General features: G+C 46.7%; 15 protein-coding genes. 8 read left to right on the forward strand and 7 right to left on the reverse strand.

The features are described 5' to 3' along the window. Positions 1-8: 8 nt before the first annotated feature. A complete protein-coding gene (gene leuS / locus ACLVWR_RS07985; protein WP_413583275.1) occupies positions 9-2,414 on the reverse strand; it encodes a leucine--tRNA ligase in 2,406 nt (801 codons plus the stop codon). A gap of 469 nt (positions 2,415-2,883) precedes the next feature. Between leuS and ACLVWR_RS07990 the strand changes: the two genes are divergently transcribed. The 3 genes from ACLVWR_RS07990 to trmB are packed head-to-tail and all read left to right on the forward strand — an operon-like array spanning position 2,884 to position 5,660. Then, entirely contained in the window at positions 2,884-3,885 is a 1,002-nt protein-coding gene (locus ACLVWR_RS07990; protein WP_340598489.1) for a diguanylate cyclase, read from the forward strand. Positions 3,886-3,941: 56 nt separating this feature from the next. Further along, positions 3,942-4,943: a cation diffusion facilitator family transporter gene (locus ACLVWR_RS07995; protein WP_413583276.1), complete on the forward strand. Its 1,002-nt coding sequence runs from the start codon at positions 3,942-3,944 to the stop codon at positions 4,941-4,943. A gap of 6 nt (positions 4,944-4,949) precedes the next feature. Continuing rightward, a complete protein-coding gene (gene trmB, locus ACLVWR_RS08000) occupies positions 4,950-5,660 on the forward strand; it encodes a tRNA (guanine(46)-N(7))-methyltransferase TrmB (RefSeq protein ID WP_413583277.1) in 711 nt (236 codons plus the stop codon). On the opposite strand, the gene ACLVWR_RS08005 is transcribed toward trmB, so the two are convergent. Next, positions 5,651-5,938: a 2Fe-2S iron-sulfur cluster-binding protein gene (locus ACLVWR_RS08005; RefSeq protein ID WP_413583278.1), complete on the reverse strand. Its 288-nt coding sequence runs from the start codon at positions 5,936-5,938 to the stop codon at positions 5,651-5,653. The genes trmB and ACLVWR_RS08005 overlap by 10 nt on opposite strands. A 100-nt stretch (positions 5,939-6,038) precedes the next feature. Here ACLVWR_RS08005 and trxB point away from each other — a divergent pair, with 100 nt between their 5' ends. The 3 genes from trxB to ACLVWR_RS08020 all read left to right on the forward strand — a co-directional run bounded on the left by trxB (position 6,039) and on the right by ACLVWR_RS08020 (position 8,919). Beyond that, positions 6,039-6,983 (forward strand): thioredoxin-disulfide reductase, encoded by a 945-nt coding sequence (gene trxB, locus ACLVWR_RS08010; RefSeq protein WP_340598493.1) that lies wholly within the window; start codon positions 6,039-6,041, stop codon positions 6,981-6,983. Positions 6,984-6,998: 15 nt separating this feature from the next. Beyond that, the gene (locus ACLVWR_RS08015) at positions 6,999-7,496 is read left to right on the forward strand and encodes a response regulator (protein ID WP_340598494.1); all 498 of its coding nucleotides are present in this window, start codon (positions 6,999-7,001) and stop codon (positions 7,494-7,496) included. Positions 7,497-7,641: 145 nt separating this feature from the next. Next, entirely contained in the window at positions 7,642-8,919 is a 1,278-nt protein-coding gene (locus ACLVWR_RS08020; protein ID WP_413583279.1) for a hypothetical protein, read from the forward strand. A gap of 53 nt (positions 8,920-8,972) precedes the next feature. Here the strand turns inward: ACLVWR_RS08020 and ACLVWR_RS08025 are convergent, their stop codons facing one another. Beyond that, positions 8,973-12,047 (reverse strand): efflux RND transporter permease subunit, encoded by a 3,075-nt coding sequence (locus ACLVWR_RS08025; protein ID WP_413583280.1) that lies wholly within the window; start codon positions 12,045-12,047, stop codon positions 8,973-8,975. 110 nt (positions 12,048-12,157) lie between these two features. On the opposite strand from ACLVWR_RS08025, the gene ACLVWR_RS08030 reads away from it, so the two are divergent. After that, entirely contained in the window at positions 12,158-12,937 is a 780-nt protein-coding gene (locus ACLVWR_RS08030) for a hypothetical protein (protein WP_413583281.1), read from the forward strand. Here the strand turns inward: ACLVWR_RS08030 and ACLVWR_RS08035 are convergent. The 4 genes from ACLVWR_RS08035 to ACLVWR_RS08050 all read right to left on the reverse strand — a co-directional run bounded on the left by ACLVWR_RS08035 (position 12,934) and on the right by ACLVWR_RS08050 (position 16,358). Further along, positions 12,934-14,019, reverse strand: a complete 1,086-nt coding sequence (locus ACLVWR_RS08035) for a hypothetical protein (protein WP_413583282.1) — start codon at positions 14,017-14,019, stop codon at positions 12,934-12,936. The genes ACLVWR_RS08030 and ACLVWR_RS08035 overlap by 4 nt on opposite strands. Before the next feature lie 93 nt (positions 14,020-14,112). Then, positions 14,113-14,946: a PilZ domain-containing protein gene (locus tag ACLVWR_RS08040; RefSeq protein ID WP_413583283.1), complete on the reverse strand. Its 834-nt coding sequence runs from the start codon at positions 14,944-14,946 to the stop codon at positions 14,113-14,115. Between the two features lie 174 nt (positions 14,947-15,120). Beyond that, complete coding sequence (locus ACLVWR_RS08045) at positions 15,121-15,783, reverse strand: HAD family hydrolase (RefSeq protein WP_413583285.1); 663 nt, start codon at positions 15,781-15,783, stop codon at positions 15,121-15,123. Positions 15,784-15,809: 26 nt separating this feature from the next. Continuing rightward, on the reverse strand, positions 15,810-16,358 hold the full coding sequence (locus ACLVWR_RS08050) for an OmpA family protein (protein ID WP_413583287.1): 549 nt from the start codon (positions 16,356-16,358) through the stop codon (positions 15,810-15,812). 113 nt (positions 16,359-16,471) lie between these two features. Between ACLVWR_RS08050 and ACLVWR_RS08055 the strand changes: the two genes are divergently transcribed. Continuing rightward, positions 16,472-17,131 (forward strand): O-methyltransferase, encoded by a 660-nt coding sequence (locus ACLVWR_RS08055; protein WP_413583288.1) that lies wholly within the window; start codon positions 16,472-16,474, stop codon positions 17,129-17,131. Positions 17,132-17,258: the final 127 nt, after the last annotated feature.

Genomic DNA, 17,258 nt, shown 5'->3' on the forward strand with positions numbered 1-17,258 from the left:
TTTAGGCCCTATGCTTTGATAATAAGATTCAAAATCTTCCCAGCTTTGTAGATCACTTTATCAGGATCTTTGCCAGAAAGTGCAGAATTAACACCAGGCACGGCTCTCGCCGCAGTCAGTGCTTCCTCTTCAGAAGCAGCAACTCCGATTTCGATCGTGCCGCGCATTTTGCCATTTACCTGCACGCCGATTGTCACAGTGTCATCAGCGCAAAGGTTACTATCATAACTTGGCCACGGAGCCAAAGAGCAAAGTCCTTGGCCGCCCATTTTTTCCCACAATTCTTCAGCCAAATGCGGAGCAAAAGGCGCCAGGATCTGAGCTAGTGGTTTTAGAGCCAATTCAGAACGGCAGTCTGCCTTGTAAAGGTCGTTTACCAGGATCATCATCGCCGCAATCGCTGTGTTAAAGCTCATGGATTCAATGTCGTCAGTGACCTTTTTGATTGTTTTATGAAGTAATTTCTCAATTGCCGGCGGTAAGGCCTCTTTAGTCGCAACATAATTACCGTCGTCAGAAACAGCCAGGCGGCTTACGCGATCCAAGAAGCGCTTAACTCCGTCGATCCCTGTTGGGGACCAAGGTTTGTCGGCATTCAAAGGTCCCATGAAACTGATAAACGTTCTAAGCGAGTCAGCTCCGTGGGTCTTCGCCACGTCTTCCGGTGAAATCACGTTTCCACGGGATTTTGACATTTTTTGATTGTCTGGTCCCAGGATCATACCTTGGTGAGCCAGTTTTTTGAACGGTTCATCGTGCGTGACCAAGCCACAGTCGAACAGAACCTTCATCCAAAAACGTGAATACAACAAGTGACCCACAGTATGCTCAGGTCCCCCTACGTAAAGATCCACGGGCATCCAGTATTTTTCAGCTTTCGCATCGAATGGTGCCACGTCATTGTTGGGATCAATGTAGCGCAGGAAGTACCAAGAAGAACCTGCGGCTCCTGGCATCGTGTCGGTTTCGCGTCGACCTGTTTCTCCGTTTTTGCCCTTATAGGTGACCCATTCCTGAATTTTGGCAAGCGGGGCCTCACCAGTTTCGGATGGTTCATAGTCTGCGACCTCAGGAAGCACCACGGGAAGTTCGTTGTATGGAACTCCCATTTGTTTCCCGCCTTCAAGATTTACGATCGGGAACGGTTCGCCCCAGTAACGCTGACGGGAGAATAGCCAGTCGCGCAGTTTGTATTGAACTTCGCGTGTCCCCATTTTGCCGTTTTCAAGGTGTGCGATCATTTTGCTGATCGCCTCAGACTTGGAAAGGCCATTTAGAAAGCCAGAGTTTACAAGTTTGCCTTCGCCTTCGAATGGCAATGTATCGCCACCTTCAAGTACGCGAACAATAGGAAGATGGAATTGGGTTGCGAATTCGTGATCACGGCCATCGTGACCAGGAACTGCCATGATGGCACCTGTTCCGTAATCCGTAAGGACGTAGTCGGCGATCCAGATCTCAATTTTTTCGCCATTGATTGGGTTGATGGCGTGGGCCCCAGTGAATACGCCCGTTTTTTCAGTCGTCGCTTTACGCTCAACTTCAGACTTGCGAGAAGTTGCCAGGACATAGTCCTCAACTGACGAGGCTTGAGGTTGAGTCGTGATTCTTTTAACCAGCGGATGTTCCGGCGCCATGACCATAAAAGTCACACCAAACAATGTGTCGGGGCGGGTCGTGAACACTTCAAATGAAATATCCGTTTCGTCTTTTACTTTAAAAGTTACGCGTGCACCTTCGGATTTTCCAATCCAATTGCGTTGCGCTTCTTTAGTGCGTTCAGGCCAGTCAACTTTATCCAAGTCATTCAAAAGACGTTCAGCGTAGTCTGTGATCTTAAGCATCCACTGCTTCATTGGAACGCGGATCACCGGGTGACCGCCACGCTCGGATTTACCGTCGATGACCTCGTCATTTGCCAAAACTGTTTTAAGTTCTGGGCACCAGTTCACAGGAACTTCTTTTTGATAAGCCAGGCCACGCTCATAGAGTTTCAAGAAAATGAATTGTGTCCACTTGTAGTATTTTGGTTCTGCCGTGGAAATTTCACGGCTCCAGTCAAAGCTGAAACCAAAAGACTGAAGAGTCTTGCGGAAGCTTTCGATCGCTTTTTCAGTAGTAATAGCAGGGTGAATACCAGTTTGAATTGCGTATTGCTCTGCCGGCAAACCAAACGCATCGTAACCCATCGGATGAAGAACGTTGAAGCCTTTGGCACGCTTGTAACGGGAAACGATGTCACCCGGAGTGTAAGAAGCCATGTGCCCGATATGCAAACCAGAGCCAGATGGATAAGGGAACATATCCAATGCATAGTACTTCGGTTTGGAAGATGTGCTCTCGGCTTTAAACGCCTCCGCATCCGCCCACTTTTTCTGCCACTTCTTCTCGATCTCAGTAAAATTCAAACTCATAAAAATCACCCCAAAAAAGGACCCAATCAGATCCAACATAACTATCGAAAAACCCTAAACATTTCAACGAGAAACCAAGCCATGACCGATACCCCCAGGACCCACCGCCCAACCTCCGAGAAAACCTCAGGCGTCTCAATGCATTTCTCTTTAATCTTTTACCCTAATTGAATCCTATTGAGTCTAATAATCAGTAAGATTGCTCCTCCCAAAGTCTCGTTGGAGCCCGGGGTGGGGGAGGTGGTGCGAGTTTCAAGTTCCGCAGCGAGCCAAAAGTCAGAATGGAAACCCTGAACTAAGTCGAGCGAGGACTGTCCGAAGAAAATCGCACCACCTCTCCCACCCCAGGTGACCCAACGAAAGCCCAGCGGAACGGGGCAAATTTAACCCAGTACATAAGACTGAATTTTGGACTCAACTAGAGCCAGAACTAAACCGAAGAGAACGTCAAAGTTATACTGGTGTGTAGATGAGTGGTTTTGAAACTGGTAACAAAAATCCTAAAAGTCGCCGTATTCTAGTAATCGACGACGATCCAGACAGCTTGGAAATCTTGCTGGAGCCTCTCCGTTGGGAGGGCTACGATGCCCGTGGTGTCACGACTGAAAGTGAAGCTCACAAGCTGATTGAGTCGTGGATTCCTCATGTGGTCATTTTGGATTGGATGGCGCAGTCAATGGCGGGCCTTCGCGTTCTACGCACGATCCGCGAACGTTTGTCGCATGTTTCCTGCGTTTTCGTCTCTGAAAACTCTCATACAGAAGCGATCATTGAAGCCCTGGATTCAGGTGCTGATGACTATATCGTAAAGCCATTTGTACCTCTTGAATTGCTGGCGCGAATTCGCTCGCAACTTCGTATCCGTGATCTTCATGAACAATTGCTTTTTGCGAATGAAAAACTAAAAGAAATGGTGGATACGGACGATCTGACCAGTCTGTACAACATGCGTTCCTTATACCAGCGCCTTGATTTCGAGATGGAGCGTGCGAAACGCTTTGGTCGTGACGTCTGCGTGGTGATGATGGACATGGACTATTTCAAAACCGTGAATGACGGTCATGACCATTTGTTCGGAAGTTTCGTACTTTCGGAAGTGGGAAAAATCATCCGTGCCTGCACTCGGAACATTGATATTCCGGCGCGCTACGGTGGTGACGAATTCCTTGTGGTATTGACCGAGACAAACCACGAAGGTGCGATGCATTTCTGCGAACGCCTGCGTGAAAATATCGAGAAAACCACCTTTAAAACGGGTGAAGACTCCATCAAACTGACGGCCTCTTTGGGATTTGCAATTACAGTTCCAGGGGAGAGCATCAGCGCCAAGGAGCTGGTTCGCCGCGCCGATCATGCTCTTTACGATGCAAAACGCCGCGGACGCAATCAAGTTTGCCACTATCATCCCGAAGAAAACAAAGTTGTCGAAATTCTGCCTCCAGCGCAGAATCGTAAAAAAACAGCCAGCTAATTTTGCCAAAATATTAAATCGTTGACTCAAGTGAGGGGATTTACGAAAACCCTCTTATGGTGACTCAATCCATTACAGTTTCAGATAAGATTCGCAATCGCGCAGCGTGGGTTTCCGCATTGGCAAGCATTGCGATTTTCTCCTTGAAGGTTGCGGCTTACCGTATGACGGGATCTGCGGCAGTTCTGTCGGATGCTTTGGAAAGCATCGTGAATGTGGTTGCCTCCCTGGTGGCTTTGTATGTGATCCGTATCTCCGCGCAACCAGCGGACCGGGAACATCCCTATGGGCATGGAAAGGCCGAGTATTTTTCTGCCACTTTTGAGGGTGGATTGGTGCTCTCTGCTTCGATTCTGATTATCTACGAATCTGTAAAGTCCTTGATATTCCCGGCTCCACCGCAAAAGTTGGAAATCGGTATGGCCATTGTTTCTGTGGCGGCATTGCTGAATTTGTTGCTGGGATTGTATTTGAAACATGTGGGTAAAACCCATCAGTCCGACGCCCTAAAAGCCAGTGGTGTGCACGTGCTGTCTGACGTGATCACGACGGCAGGCGTGATCGTCGGCTTGGGGTTGGTTTTACTGACGGATATTCAGTGGATTGACCCGGTGATCGCCATTTTGATTGGTTTGCACCTGGCTTGGTCGGGATACAATATTGTCCGTGAATCCATGGGTGGTTTGATGGATGAAATCAGCGAATCCTCCTTGCAGGATTTGTGTGGGGCTTTGGAGAAAAATCGCCAGCCTGGAATCATCAACATTCATCAATTGCGTATTATGCGAAATGGCCGGTTTCATCACGTGGATGCCCATTTGGTAGTGCCTGAATACTGGGACATCAGTAAGGCTCACGGGGAGACATTGGAGTTCGAAAAGTCCGTGGTTAAGGATTACGTTTTTGATGGAGAGCTCGCTTTCCATTTGGACCCTTGTAAAAAATCCTACTGCCCAGAGTGTGATATGCCTGATTGCCCGATTCGTTTGCAGCCATATCAGAGCCGCACCCCCTTCACGGTGAAAAGCTTGACCGCTGAGGTTCCAGAGTCTAACTAGTGGGGCATGACAGACGCTCCAATTTCCACGAAACGCAGAATTAATGTTACCGCAGACCTTCCTCACCAAACGGACTATACGTTGGCTTTGAATGGGGAGTACTCGCATATTGCGTTTGATGAGATTCGTGTTTTGGCGAATAAAGGTAAATGGCGTTCCAATGTTTTTAAGACAGCTGCGGCTGTGCCCATGGATCTTGAAGTTGGTACCGGTAACGGCACTCACTTTGCCCACTATGCGCATAAAAATCCGAACCGCACAGTTGTCGGTCTGGAGCTTAAGTATAAACCTTTGATCCAAACGATTCGCAGAGCAGACAAAGCCGGTTGCAAAAATGCGGCGGTTGCGCGTTTTCATGCCTTCAATCTGACGGATATTTTTGAGCCGGGTGAAATTGATAACGTGTTCATTCACTTCCCGGATCCTTGGACTTCCCCGAAGAAGCCTAAGAACCGGTTTGTACAGAAACTGAATCTGGATTTGTTGTTTGATCTGCAAAAGCCAGGTTCCATTATCGAATTTAAAACTGATTCCCTGGTTTATTTTGACTGGGCGATGGATGAGATTCGTCTTTCAAAATACAATATTATTTTTGAGACTCGTGATTTGCACAACTCACCGATCAAGGCTGAAAACTTTGAAACAGCTTTCGAGAAGATCTTTTTGCGCGAAGGTATCAAAATCAACTTCGTGCGTTTACAAAAACCTCACCAGTAGGTTGCGTCCACAGTTACGTCGCCCAGGACTTCAACCTGACAACTGATGCGGTTGTCAGGGGCGACCTTCTTTGTTTCCCGCAAAAATTTTTCCGTTTCATTTTCACTGCTTAGATTTTCGGCTCCAGAGACTATCTGGATGCGGCATTTTGCGCACACGCCGTCCCCAGAGCAGCTAGACGCAACGGGGAGCCCGCCTTTAAGCAGGGCTTCCATGAGGTTCGCTCCATTTTCAACGGTGATGGGAGTGCGGTTTTTCTTAAAGGAAATCACAGGCATGTCCTATTGTAGCTGACGCGGTCCAAAACAAGCAAAGAAGTAATGAAATGGGTCCTAATTGTGATACGCTTTAGGCGTTCTTTTTCAAGAGGGTATTAGTATGTCTCAAGATCAAAAAGTAGAAAATGTCATTATCATCGGCTCAGGACCTGCGGGTCTGACTTCGGCTATTTACACTGGCCGTGCAAATTTGGAACCTCTAATGATCGAGGGTGAAGAAGCTGGTGGTCAGTTGATGATCACGACTGAAGTTGAAAACTATCCTGGTTTTGATCACGGTATCACAGGCCCGGATTTGATTTCTGTTATGAGAAAACAAGCGGAGCGTTTCGGTACGCGCTTTATCACTCGCAACGTGACCAAAGTGGATTTTTCGGCTCGCCCGTTCAAGGTTTGGATTGGTGAAAAACTTCATTTGGCAAAATCGATCATCATTTCCACTGGTGCCAGTGCGAAGTACTTGGGATTGCCATCTGAAAAAACTTACATGAACCGTGGAGTGTCTGCTTGTGCAACTTGTGACGGTGCATTTTTCCGCAATCAGGAAATCATCGTTGTTGGCGGCGGTGATACAGCAATGGAAGAGGCACAGTTCCTGACTCGTTTTGCCACAAAAGTATACGTGGTACACAGACGTGATCATTTCCGTGCTTCCAAAATCATGGCTGAAAGAACCATGAAGCATCCGAAGATCCAGGTGATCTGGGATTCTGAAGTTACGGAAGTTTTGGGTGACGGCAAATCTATGACTGGTGCCAAAGTAAAAAACCTTAAAACAGGTGAAGTTCAGGAAATGAACGTAACTGGACTTTTCATTGCCATCGGTCACAAACCGACGACGGATTTGTTCAAAGGTATCCTGGATATGAATGAAACAGGCTACTTGGTTACGCAACCAAACACGACCTATACAAATATTCCTGGTGTCTTTGCAGCCGGAGACGTGCAAGATCATGTGTATCGCCAGGCGATCACTGCTGCAGGTACGGGCTGTATGGCGGCTATCGATGCTGAACGTTGGTTGGAAGCTCAAGCGCATCATTAATTTTTCGAGGAATCTATGAAGGATAAACGCATTAATACCAAGGATTTGGTTAATAAGATTGAGAAGATCACAAAGGCTCGTATTGCAAGCCAGGATGTGGTTGATTTGGATCAATTTCGTGAAGCAAAAAAGAAATTGGATCCAAAAATCATTCTGGTCATCGAAGATGACGAGACGATGCGTTCTGCGATGAAGAGAATCCTTGAGAGCGAAGGTTACGTGACGAAGCTGGCTGCTGATGCCACGGAACTTTCAACCGTTTTGGATGATCATCCGGTAGATTTGATTTTGCTGGACGTAGGTCTTCCTTGGGTGAATGGTTTTGAACTAGCCCAGTTGTTAAAAGAACACAAAGATCTGAAAAAGATCCCATTGGTTTTTGTATCCGGTAAGGCATCAGAGGAAGACATGAAAAAGGCTTTCGAGCTGGGCGCTGATGATTACATTAAGAAACCGTTTGATGTGGATAAATTGAAGAAGACGGTTGAGACGCTTTTAAAATTGAATCCATAAAATAAGAATGAAAATTGAGTAAAAAAAGCCGGCGATGAGTCGGCTTTTTTATTCTGTGCACATAATGTTTCTAGTCCAGAATTGACCTTCGCGATCTACCGTTTGCATGCCGAAGAACATAACCTTGTTATATCAAGGAGAAAATATGAATCGTTATTTTGGCAGTGTTTTGGCATTGGCATTGGTCGCGGGTTGCGCCCATAAAGATACAAATTCTTTTGAAGTGGTTCCTTCACAAACTTCAGGCGTATATCTAAAAGAAGGCGAGCGCGCGCCAGCAAGTGCCCCACAAATCGAATGGACGCGTGGTACGTTGGCTTTCAATGTTACCGGTGCAGTTTCTGAAGGTACAGTTACTGATGAAGTTAAAGTGACTCAGGAAATGGTTTGGATGGAAACTGAGTATTTCACTGACACACGTGCTGAGTATCAGGATTTTGTGGTTCCAGGGACTTGTTCTGATTTCAAATGTTCTGCAGGTGCTGGTAAGAGTGCTCTTTGGGATGCTTTCTACTCTGCAACCGGAGAACAAAAAGCCGCGGCTCTTGACCAAGCGATTTCAGGTATCGGTATTGTTTCTGCTAAAAACCTGGTTGCAAAAGGTTACTTTAAAAGCAAGCCAAGATCGTGGGATGAATTCGCACGCGAGATTAACACTGCCGCAAGCAGAGACGTAATCAAGAAAAGTGTTGCGACATTAGTTGTCGAAAATAGCCGTTATGAGAACATCACAAAACTTGGTTACGGTTCAAATTCCTGCCAAGAAGTAAAAAGAGCTTGTGATCTTTATATCACCAAACTGGTTCAGGTTCCTTTCCAAAACTCACGTGAAGTTCCAAGACGTCGTATCGTTGAAACAAAGACCTTCAAAGTGACAGTGAATGTTTCTGGTTCAGTATTGTTGCCGGACGAGAAAGACAGTATCACCGTTAAAATTGATCAAAACGGTAAAGTTGCTGCTCTTGATTCCAATGGTTATAACAACTACGCAATCGCCAGTGAGACAGTTGAAGGTCAAAACGTAAAAGTCGATATCAAAGCTGTAAGCCGTATCCTGCGTCCTCTTTCAAATAATATGATTCGTCAGGAATCTTATGTCCTGGTAGCTGGAAAACCGACATTCATTTTGGATATCGATCCGACGATGATTCCAGGTAAAGAAGATCCAAACGCTCAGCTGGTTCTTGATTACACTGTAGAAGTTTGTGAATACGGTTGGACAGGCACTTGTGGTTGGTCTGAATGGAAAAAAGCCAAGATGACAAGTGCGGTGATTAATGCCGCCCGTACAACAATTGTGACTGATGTACCACGCAAACATAAATCACAGATTCAGTATCGTGTGACTCGTAAGAACAGTATCTATTTTGATAGCAAAGGTTTGAACGAGCGCGAAACTGATGAAATCAAAATGCCGAAGTAATTCTGTAAACTGCAGAATAAAAAAAGCCCGGGTCACCCCGGGCTTTTTGCTTTTTAAAGTTCGACTTCTTTGGTTCTTTCAAGTGGCGACAGCATCAAGTACAGCGCCGGAACCACGAACAAGGTTAAAAGTGTTGAAACAATGGTTCCCCCGATAATCGTCAAACCCATCGGCAGGCGGGTTTCGGCGCCAATTCCAGATCCAAATACCAAGGGCGTAGCCGCAGCGACTGTTGCAACCGAGGTCATCAGAATCGGTCTTAAGCGAACCGGGCAGGCTTCAACCAAGGCTTTTACCACGTTCTTTCTGTCTTCTTTGTTCTTATGGCGAACTTGATTCGTGAACTCCACCAGCAGAATCGAATTCTTTTTCGCGATACCCATAAGAACAATCAAGCCGATAAAGCTGAATAGATTCAAGGATACATCAAACATCCATAAAGCAATCAAAGCACCGCTCACACTGAATGGCAAAGCCACCAATACCGAGATCGGATGGATGAATGAGTTAAACTGAACCGCCAGGATCAGGTACGCCACCAAAATACCGATCGCTAGAGCAGAGTAGAGACTTTGGAATGACTGCGCGAAGCCTGCTGAAGCACCTTCCAGGGCGTAAGAGTAACCCTGAGGCAGAATCTCTTTGGCAATGGCAGCAGTACGCTGCAGAACGGCCGCCTGGGATTGTCCCGGATACAAGTTACCAAAAACCGAGATGGCTCTTTGGCGGTTCACACGGCTGATGCTTTGGATAGCGCCTGATTCTTTGATGTTCACCAGTTGTGACATTGGAATCAGATTTCCGAAGTTGTTGCGCACATAGAGCTTTCTAAAGTCTTCAGGCTTTTGGATCTGGTCTTCCTGAATTTTGAAGCGCACGTCATAACGGCGGCCGTCGGCAGTGTAGCGACCCTGACGAAGTCCGCCGATACCAGCTTGTAAAAGTTGACCAACGGTTTCGATTGAAACTCCACGATCCGCCATGGCTTTACGATCCGGGGTCAGGATCAGTTCTGGAATTCCCGAGCGGAAGTCACTGTCCAAATCCACCGCCAGCTTTTCAGCTGACAGGCGCTCCATAAGCTCCTCGGATTTTTTTTGCAGTACTTCCAGATCAGAGCCACGCAGATTGATTGCCAATGGATTCTGGCGTCCTGACGACAGATTTCTGGCAGAGACATCACGCATGGAAATACGCACTCCCTTGATTGCCTTAAACTGCCCACGAAGTTCATTCATCACTTGCACGTGACCGACGGAGCGCTCTTTACGGGGTTTCAGAGTTACAGGCATAAAAAATTGATTTACGTTCGCAGAGCCACCGCCGCCACCAATAGAGGTGACAAACCCTTGAACGGCCGGATTCTTGTGAAGGATCTCTTCAACCTGTTTGGCGATTTTATCTGTTGCCTCAAGGGAGGTTCCTGGCGCTGCCTGGCCGTTGATGATAATAAAGTTTTGGTCTTGCGCTGGAACAAACTCCTGGCGAACGTGGGAGATCAAAACTAACGAGATCGCAAAGAGTACCAACGAAATCAGTACAATCGGGTACTTCCACTTTAAGGTCTGCTGCAGAATCTTCTGATAAAAGTGGGCGAAGTTTTCAAAGATCACATCCAGCTTGTGCTCGAACTTGGTAACTTTCGGCTCGCTGCTAAGGAAAGCCGCTGCACGCATCGGGGTGATCGTGACTGCTTCTAAAAGTGAAAGAAGTACGGCGGCACACATCGTGACCCCGAATTGGAAAAAGAATTTTCCAATAATGCCGTCCATGAAAACAACTGGCAGGAATACGGCAACCACGGCAAGTGTTGCTGCGATGGCCGCGGGAAGAACTTCTTTGGAACCGTCAGAGGCCGCTTTGGCTGAGCTTTTACCCATGCGGTAGTGCCGTATGATATTTTCCAAAAGCATGATGGCATCATCGACGACGATGGAAATCGAGAGTGTCAAAGCAAGCAGGGTGAACAGATTTAAAGTGAAGCCAGAGAAATAAAGAATCGTAAAAGTCCCGACAATCGAGGTCGGAATCGAGAACAGAATATTAATCGCAGCTGGAATGCTGCCCAGGAACAAGAAACAAATCACAATGGTGATCAGGGCTGCGACCCACAACTTTTCCAGAGTCAGGTGAACCGTGGCTTCGGTGGAGCGGGTATAATCGACGTTAATGCGATAATCGTAGCCCTTCGGAAAGCTGTCTTTGATTTCTGCAAGTTTAGCCAAGACCGCGTTCGCAACTTCAACTTCATTGGTGCCGCGTTGTTTGCGAATTTGCATTGCGACGGCCTGACGTCCATCAAAACGTGCAATACGACGAATATCTGACAAGCCATCCTCGACTCGGGCCACGTCGCGGATGTAGATTGCTTTTTCCTGAATACGCTGACCGCCACGATTTAGAATCTGAATGTCGCCGACTTCTTTGACGTTAGTGGCTTCGCCCAGCCAACGAACGCGCAGTTCGCGGTCTTTCTCGGTGAATTGACCAGCGGCACTTTCGATATGCTGACTGGCTAAGGCCGCGACCACGTCATTCACGGTCAGATAGTTTTGTTCAAGCTTTCGGATGTCCAACCAGATACGCAGATTTCTAACGCTGAATCCACCGATACTGACCTCGCCAATGCCCGGAAGAAAACGCAATTGATCCAAAAGGTAGTTGTTGGTCCAATTCAGCATATCCTTGAGGGTCGCGTCACCATAAACGGAGACGATCATGATCGGATCTTCCTCGGGATTTTGCTTTCTGACGACAGCAGGGTCGACACCTTGAGGAAGTCTTAGTTGGGAGAGTGCAGTTTGCACCTCTTGCAGAACCACATCCACATTGCGATTGATGTCGAATTCCAAGGTGACAACACCCGTGCCTTGGCGGGCGGACGAGCGCATCTCTTTGATGCCTTCAATGGCAAGGAGACGTTCTTCGATAGGGTCGACAAGCTCGGCTTCGACGATTTCTGGAGCAGCACCTTCATACGTCACAGAAACACTGACTACGGGGAAGTCGACGTCTGGCAGCTGACTGATGCCCATGCGGTTCATACAGATGGCACCGAAAACGATGAGAGCAAACATGATGACCCAGGCAAAAACGGGCCGGCGAATGGATAGATCAATCAATCCCATAGGACCTCCGGAAGTCCTTAGCATCCCCCAGTGAAATTGGTGGATCAACAAGTTTTGTTTTAATAAAACTTAGGCGGACATATTGCATTGGATGACGGTGGGAGTACGAGATGAAAATTAGGCATATTTGGTTTTCAGTTAGGATAACACTAATTGTCGCTGTCGCTTTGTTAGACAGCGGGCATGCTTATTCCCAGACTGAAAATGCTTCACAATTGGAAATCTCACTTCTTCAAGATCAGGGATTTCAACCCTGGAAATGGCAGGAATCAAAGTGTGATGAGTGTCAGATCATGCTGATTCCCACTGCTGAGATCGTGGATACGATCAAAGTACGGCGCTTTATTCAGGCATTGGCAGTCAATAAGCCCGAGCTTCAGAAGATATATAAAATCAGTGGAGCTGAGTATACTTTACTGGCTCAGATATCTGTCGGGATATTGGGAAGAGAATCCCTGTTCGGTGAAAGTTCCAGATACAAAATTAAAGAAACTCTGCCATGGTTGGTTAAAGCGGCCAAAGTCACTAAAGCAGTTGCAACCGGTTCCAGTGTGTCTCCGAACAGTCGCGGGTTGACGCAGATTAAATTTCTGCCGGCTCAAGTATCAGAGAAATTTGGTATCACGCCAGATAATTTGGATATTCCCGAGAACGCGGCCATCGCGACGATGGGTTATTTGATCGAAGCGTTGGGTCAATTGAAGAATCGTATTAGGATCTATCACCTGGAGCATATTACTCCTGACAGATACGCGGATTATCTTCCATATATTTATTTTGGTCGCAGTCGGGCGATAATCGATAAAACTGCACGTCCGGAACAGAACGCCTACGTGCAAGCTTTAAAAAAGTATATGAATTTGATCGAGGTCTTTGAACGGCAGCCTTAGTTGGCCACCGTCATCCCTGAAATACATTTTGTGTAAAGACTGGTTCCAGAGAAAGGCACGCTTCCAGAGCGAGTCAGAGTCTTTGTAGTGGGATCGAATGTGAATTTTTCGATACTGTTGGCAAGTGCTGTTGAACCATTTGCGACGTATACCGCACCCGCTTGAGAGTCGTATGTCATAGCGGACATTCCTCTTACAACAGAAGTGTTTTCGTAAGCTTTGGTGGCACCCGAAATCGTGCCGGAAGTTTCATTCACGTCATAAGCATATATATAGTCCTGAGCGGCTGTACTGCTGGAGTATGAAACCAGCAAGTAACCGGTGTTGGGAGTCGACGTTGAAGGAATATAAGCCATTGCGGTCGGGAATGTCGTCGTCGCCGGAGCACTGACGGCAGACGTACAATCCGCATTTGTAGTGTATCCATTCACATTGTTCATGAATACAACGCGGTTGTTTGGATTGGCGGATGCATGCGCAAAAATGTATTTTGAGCTAGGCAAAGCAATCACGGCAGAAATCAAAGTATTGTTGGCAGTTCCGCAGGAGCCACCAGCAGGTGCATTGATAAATGGATTGGCTCCAACCGTAACGCGGCCTTTGCTGGAACTGACTTTTTCAGAAGCTACACTTTTAGAGATCAACAAACCACCATCAGCGGTGCGAACCATGTTGCGAACGACATGCACGTTGGTGGTGGAAAGAATCGTTGAGTCAGCCAAATAAGTGGAGAACTGATTATCGCCCTTCATCTTGACCAGGTCGATGCGACGGGCGTAGCTCGTGCCGTTTTCAACCAAAACCAAAAGGTTGCCATCATCAGATTTAAGAACGCTTTGAGGGCGATCGGTCGCGTTGACTGTGTTGTAGTCCATAAGAACTTCATCGACCACGCCGGTATCCAAATCAATGGCGCTGACCGTGCGGGATGGGGTTTCACTGGTCAAGCCACTGCCGACATAACAGGAACCTGAAGTGATATAAAGTCTGCGACCTGTACTCGCAGAATCGACTTGTTGCTCGCAGGCACCAAGACCAAGGGATAGGACTGCAATAAAAACTATTGAACGCAGATTCATCATGAACTCACCTCAACGTGCTTCACATTGAGATCGGTGAGTTGTTAAGAAATCTTTAATTAAGATTCTTAAATATTTCGGAAAGTCCGGGAGAGGCTATCTGTTTTCTGTGCTTTGGCCTTTGATGTAGGACTTAAGTAAGGAATCAAGCTTGCGAGTCATATCCTCGTCTTGTTCGATGAACATCAAACGTCTTGGATCGGTCATATCACCCACGATTTTTGCTCTGAAAAGCAAACGACCTCGAGTCGTGTTCTTTTCGTAGGGATTAACGATGATCAAATCAAAGGGTACATTCAGAAAATCGCGCGGGATTTCTTTTTCCAGCTGAGTACCACTGATGGAAATGTCCTTCGAGAAAGTACGGAAGGACTTTGTTTTTGAAACCAGTATGATTTCGATTTTGAAGTTGTGACGTGTATCTTTACGACGGTCAGAATCTTCATTGCTGGATTCGGCTTCCTCGTAAACTTTCACTTTGTCAGGTGGAGCCACCTTGTTGATCTTGGAAAGATCCAGATCATCGCCGTTGAAGTCATGGTGGTAGTAACCGTAATCGACGGTGGCTTTCTTCTTGGCTGGCTCTCCGGCGCTGACTTTGGTGAATAGTCCAGACATAGTAATCATCGTGCCGGATTTGGTTTTATCAGCATCATTAACTTCGATGACCGCAGTGTTCTCGTCATCTTCCTGGGAAGGTGTTTCCTTGGGCTGCGGCGGTTTGGTCATGACAAAGTAATTTTGGTTCGAGGTCAGGAATTCCTTAATGGAAGACCAATCCGGCCATCCGGGGGTCCAAATAAAGTATTTGGAATGGTCTGATTTTTTCAAAGACAGCAGGAAGACCTGTGCTTGCACAACGGACATTGGCTTTGATTGAGTTTTATTTTCGGCGTCGTAGAACAGCCAAACTTTTCCTTGGGTCTTCATATTAAAATTATCGGATTATGGGAAACGTACTTAAGTTACCTAGACCCAATAAATTGAATCCAAGGTGTTCCGTGAACACATTATTTGAAATGCCTCATAGTGAGAATTGAAAGACAATGACGTCGATTTGGGCCAGTCGGATGGAGCGGAATTTGATCGGGTTTTTATCGAACTTTAGTTGGCTGAGAATACTTCACTTATCAGGCGAGGTAGATCCGCATAGTTCTTTAAAAACGCACGGGGTTCATGCATCTTTAAAATTTCCGGAGCGGAGTAACCGAATTCAATTGCCAATGCTGCGACCCCGGCTCTTTGTGCAGAGACCATATCGGGGATGCCATCACCGATCATCAGAGTGTTGTGAGGTTCGTGACCGGCGAGTTTCATCATCGTTTGTAGGGGCAGAGGACTGGGTTTTCTTTCACTTAGCGTGTCGGCACCAAAGATATTCACCCAGGGAAATTGATTCATTCCAAGGTGTTCAATGATGCGTCTGGCGGGCTGCTCGTTTTTATTGGTGATGATTGCCACGGGGCCGTCGTAACTATGGAGAAAATTTTCAACACCAGGATAGATGCTGGTTTTGTTCAGCATTTCCTCTTCATAGATTCTCAGAAATTCCATTTCCAGATTGATCACATCAGAGGGTTTCAGATTATCTCCGGCAAAAAGGTCAGCCATGAGTTTTTTAATGCCTTCGCCAATATGTGCGATAATCACCTGATCGCTCAGTTGTGTCTTACCGTGATTTTTCAGGGTGCGATTGACGGCCACGATAATGTCGGGTGCTGAATCAATTAAAGTTCCGTCCAGATCAAATACAAGCAAAGGTTTCATGGGAATAAAAGTATCCCGAATTCACCTTATCGTACAATCTCAAAGTCGACTCGACGATCGGCGGCTGCTTGAATATTGGTCCCCGGAATAACCGTGTTCACGGGGCCGACTCCGATTGCTTCAAGTTTTTCAGGTGGAACTCCTTTGGATATCAAGTAGGCCCGCACATTATCAGCTCGTAGCTGGGAAAGGCGCATGTTTCTTGAGTCATCACCGCTTGAGTCCGTCACTCCGCTAATGCGAATTTTCTGAAATGAATTCAATGAGCCATTGATTTCGGTGGCAATCGTGTTCAGGGCATTCTTGGAAGACGGAGTCAATTCAGCACTGGCATATTCAAATCTGACATTTTTCGAAAGAGCAGTATAACGAACACTGTTGCGAAGGTCGTTGCCAGCATACTCATGCAGGCTTGATTCCGGTGGAGTGGAGGGGCTGGCTTTTACGGGGCGTAAAACGTATTCCTCTTCCCGGTTTGATTTGGAGGCGCACGAAGCGGTGGCGCCGGCCAGTGCAAGAGTCATTAGAAAATGAATGGCCAGTTGAGTGCGCTGTTGAGAAATGCCAGTTATCATATGATCCTCCATGATCAAGTGAATGCTGTCTTTTACAAGGGTATTCGCCGCCCAAGGGGTGATCAAATTAACTTCCTGTTAACTTCTGGACCAAACCATGAGACAGTGGATGGATGCGTGAATCAGTACTTTCAAACAGAGAAGAATATCTTGGCTCTCTTTTCGATAAAGAGAACGACGGTAAAAAGCTATCCCGCCAGAACGCCGAAGAGCTGGGGCTTGCCCGCATCAGTATTTCCCCTGCCGAAGCGCAGTTGGCACAGGTTTTGGTAAAAATGCATAATTGCCGTAAGTTTGTCGAGATTGGCACTCTGACAGGATTGTCAGCGCAGTATTTTTTTGAAGCCTTGCCAGCAGGCGGTGAATTGTGGACTTTGGAAAAAGATCCGGAGCACGCGCGCAGATCTTCAGATGTTTTTGCGAAGCTTGATCAGACTTCAAAGAAGATTCATCTGGTGGTTGGTGATGCACGCGAGGAGCTTGTAAAAATCGAAGCTCACGGCCCGTTTGATGGGGTCTTTATCGATGGCAACAAAGCGGCCTATCTGGACTATCTTATGTGGGCCGAAAAGAATCTGCGTAAGGGTGGTTTGGTACTCGCAGATAATATTTTCCTTAGTGGTGCTGTCTGGGGTGAAGCGACAACTCAGAAGTTTTCTGAGAAACAGATTCGTATCATGCGTGAATTTAACGAACGTCTTGCGAATCCGGATTTGTATGAGGCGGCCATCGCGCCAACTTATGAAGGGCTTTTCATAGCTATTAAAAAGTAGAAACGTTTAATGTCGGAACAGGTGAGTGATGAAGTGTCTCTTGTTATTGTTTGTGACATTTTATTTTCAGACAGGATTTACAAAAGTCCTGGTGGGCTCAGATCCCTATCCCCCTTTTATTTATTCT

This window comes from Bdellovibrio sp. HCB288 (assembly GCF_047305935.1).
Lineage (GTDB): Bacteria > Bdellovibrionota > Bdellovibrionia > Bdellovibrionales > Bdellovibrionaceae > Bdellovibrio.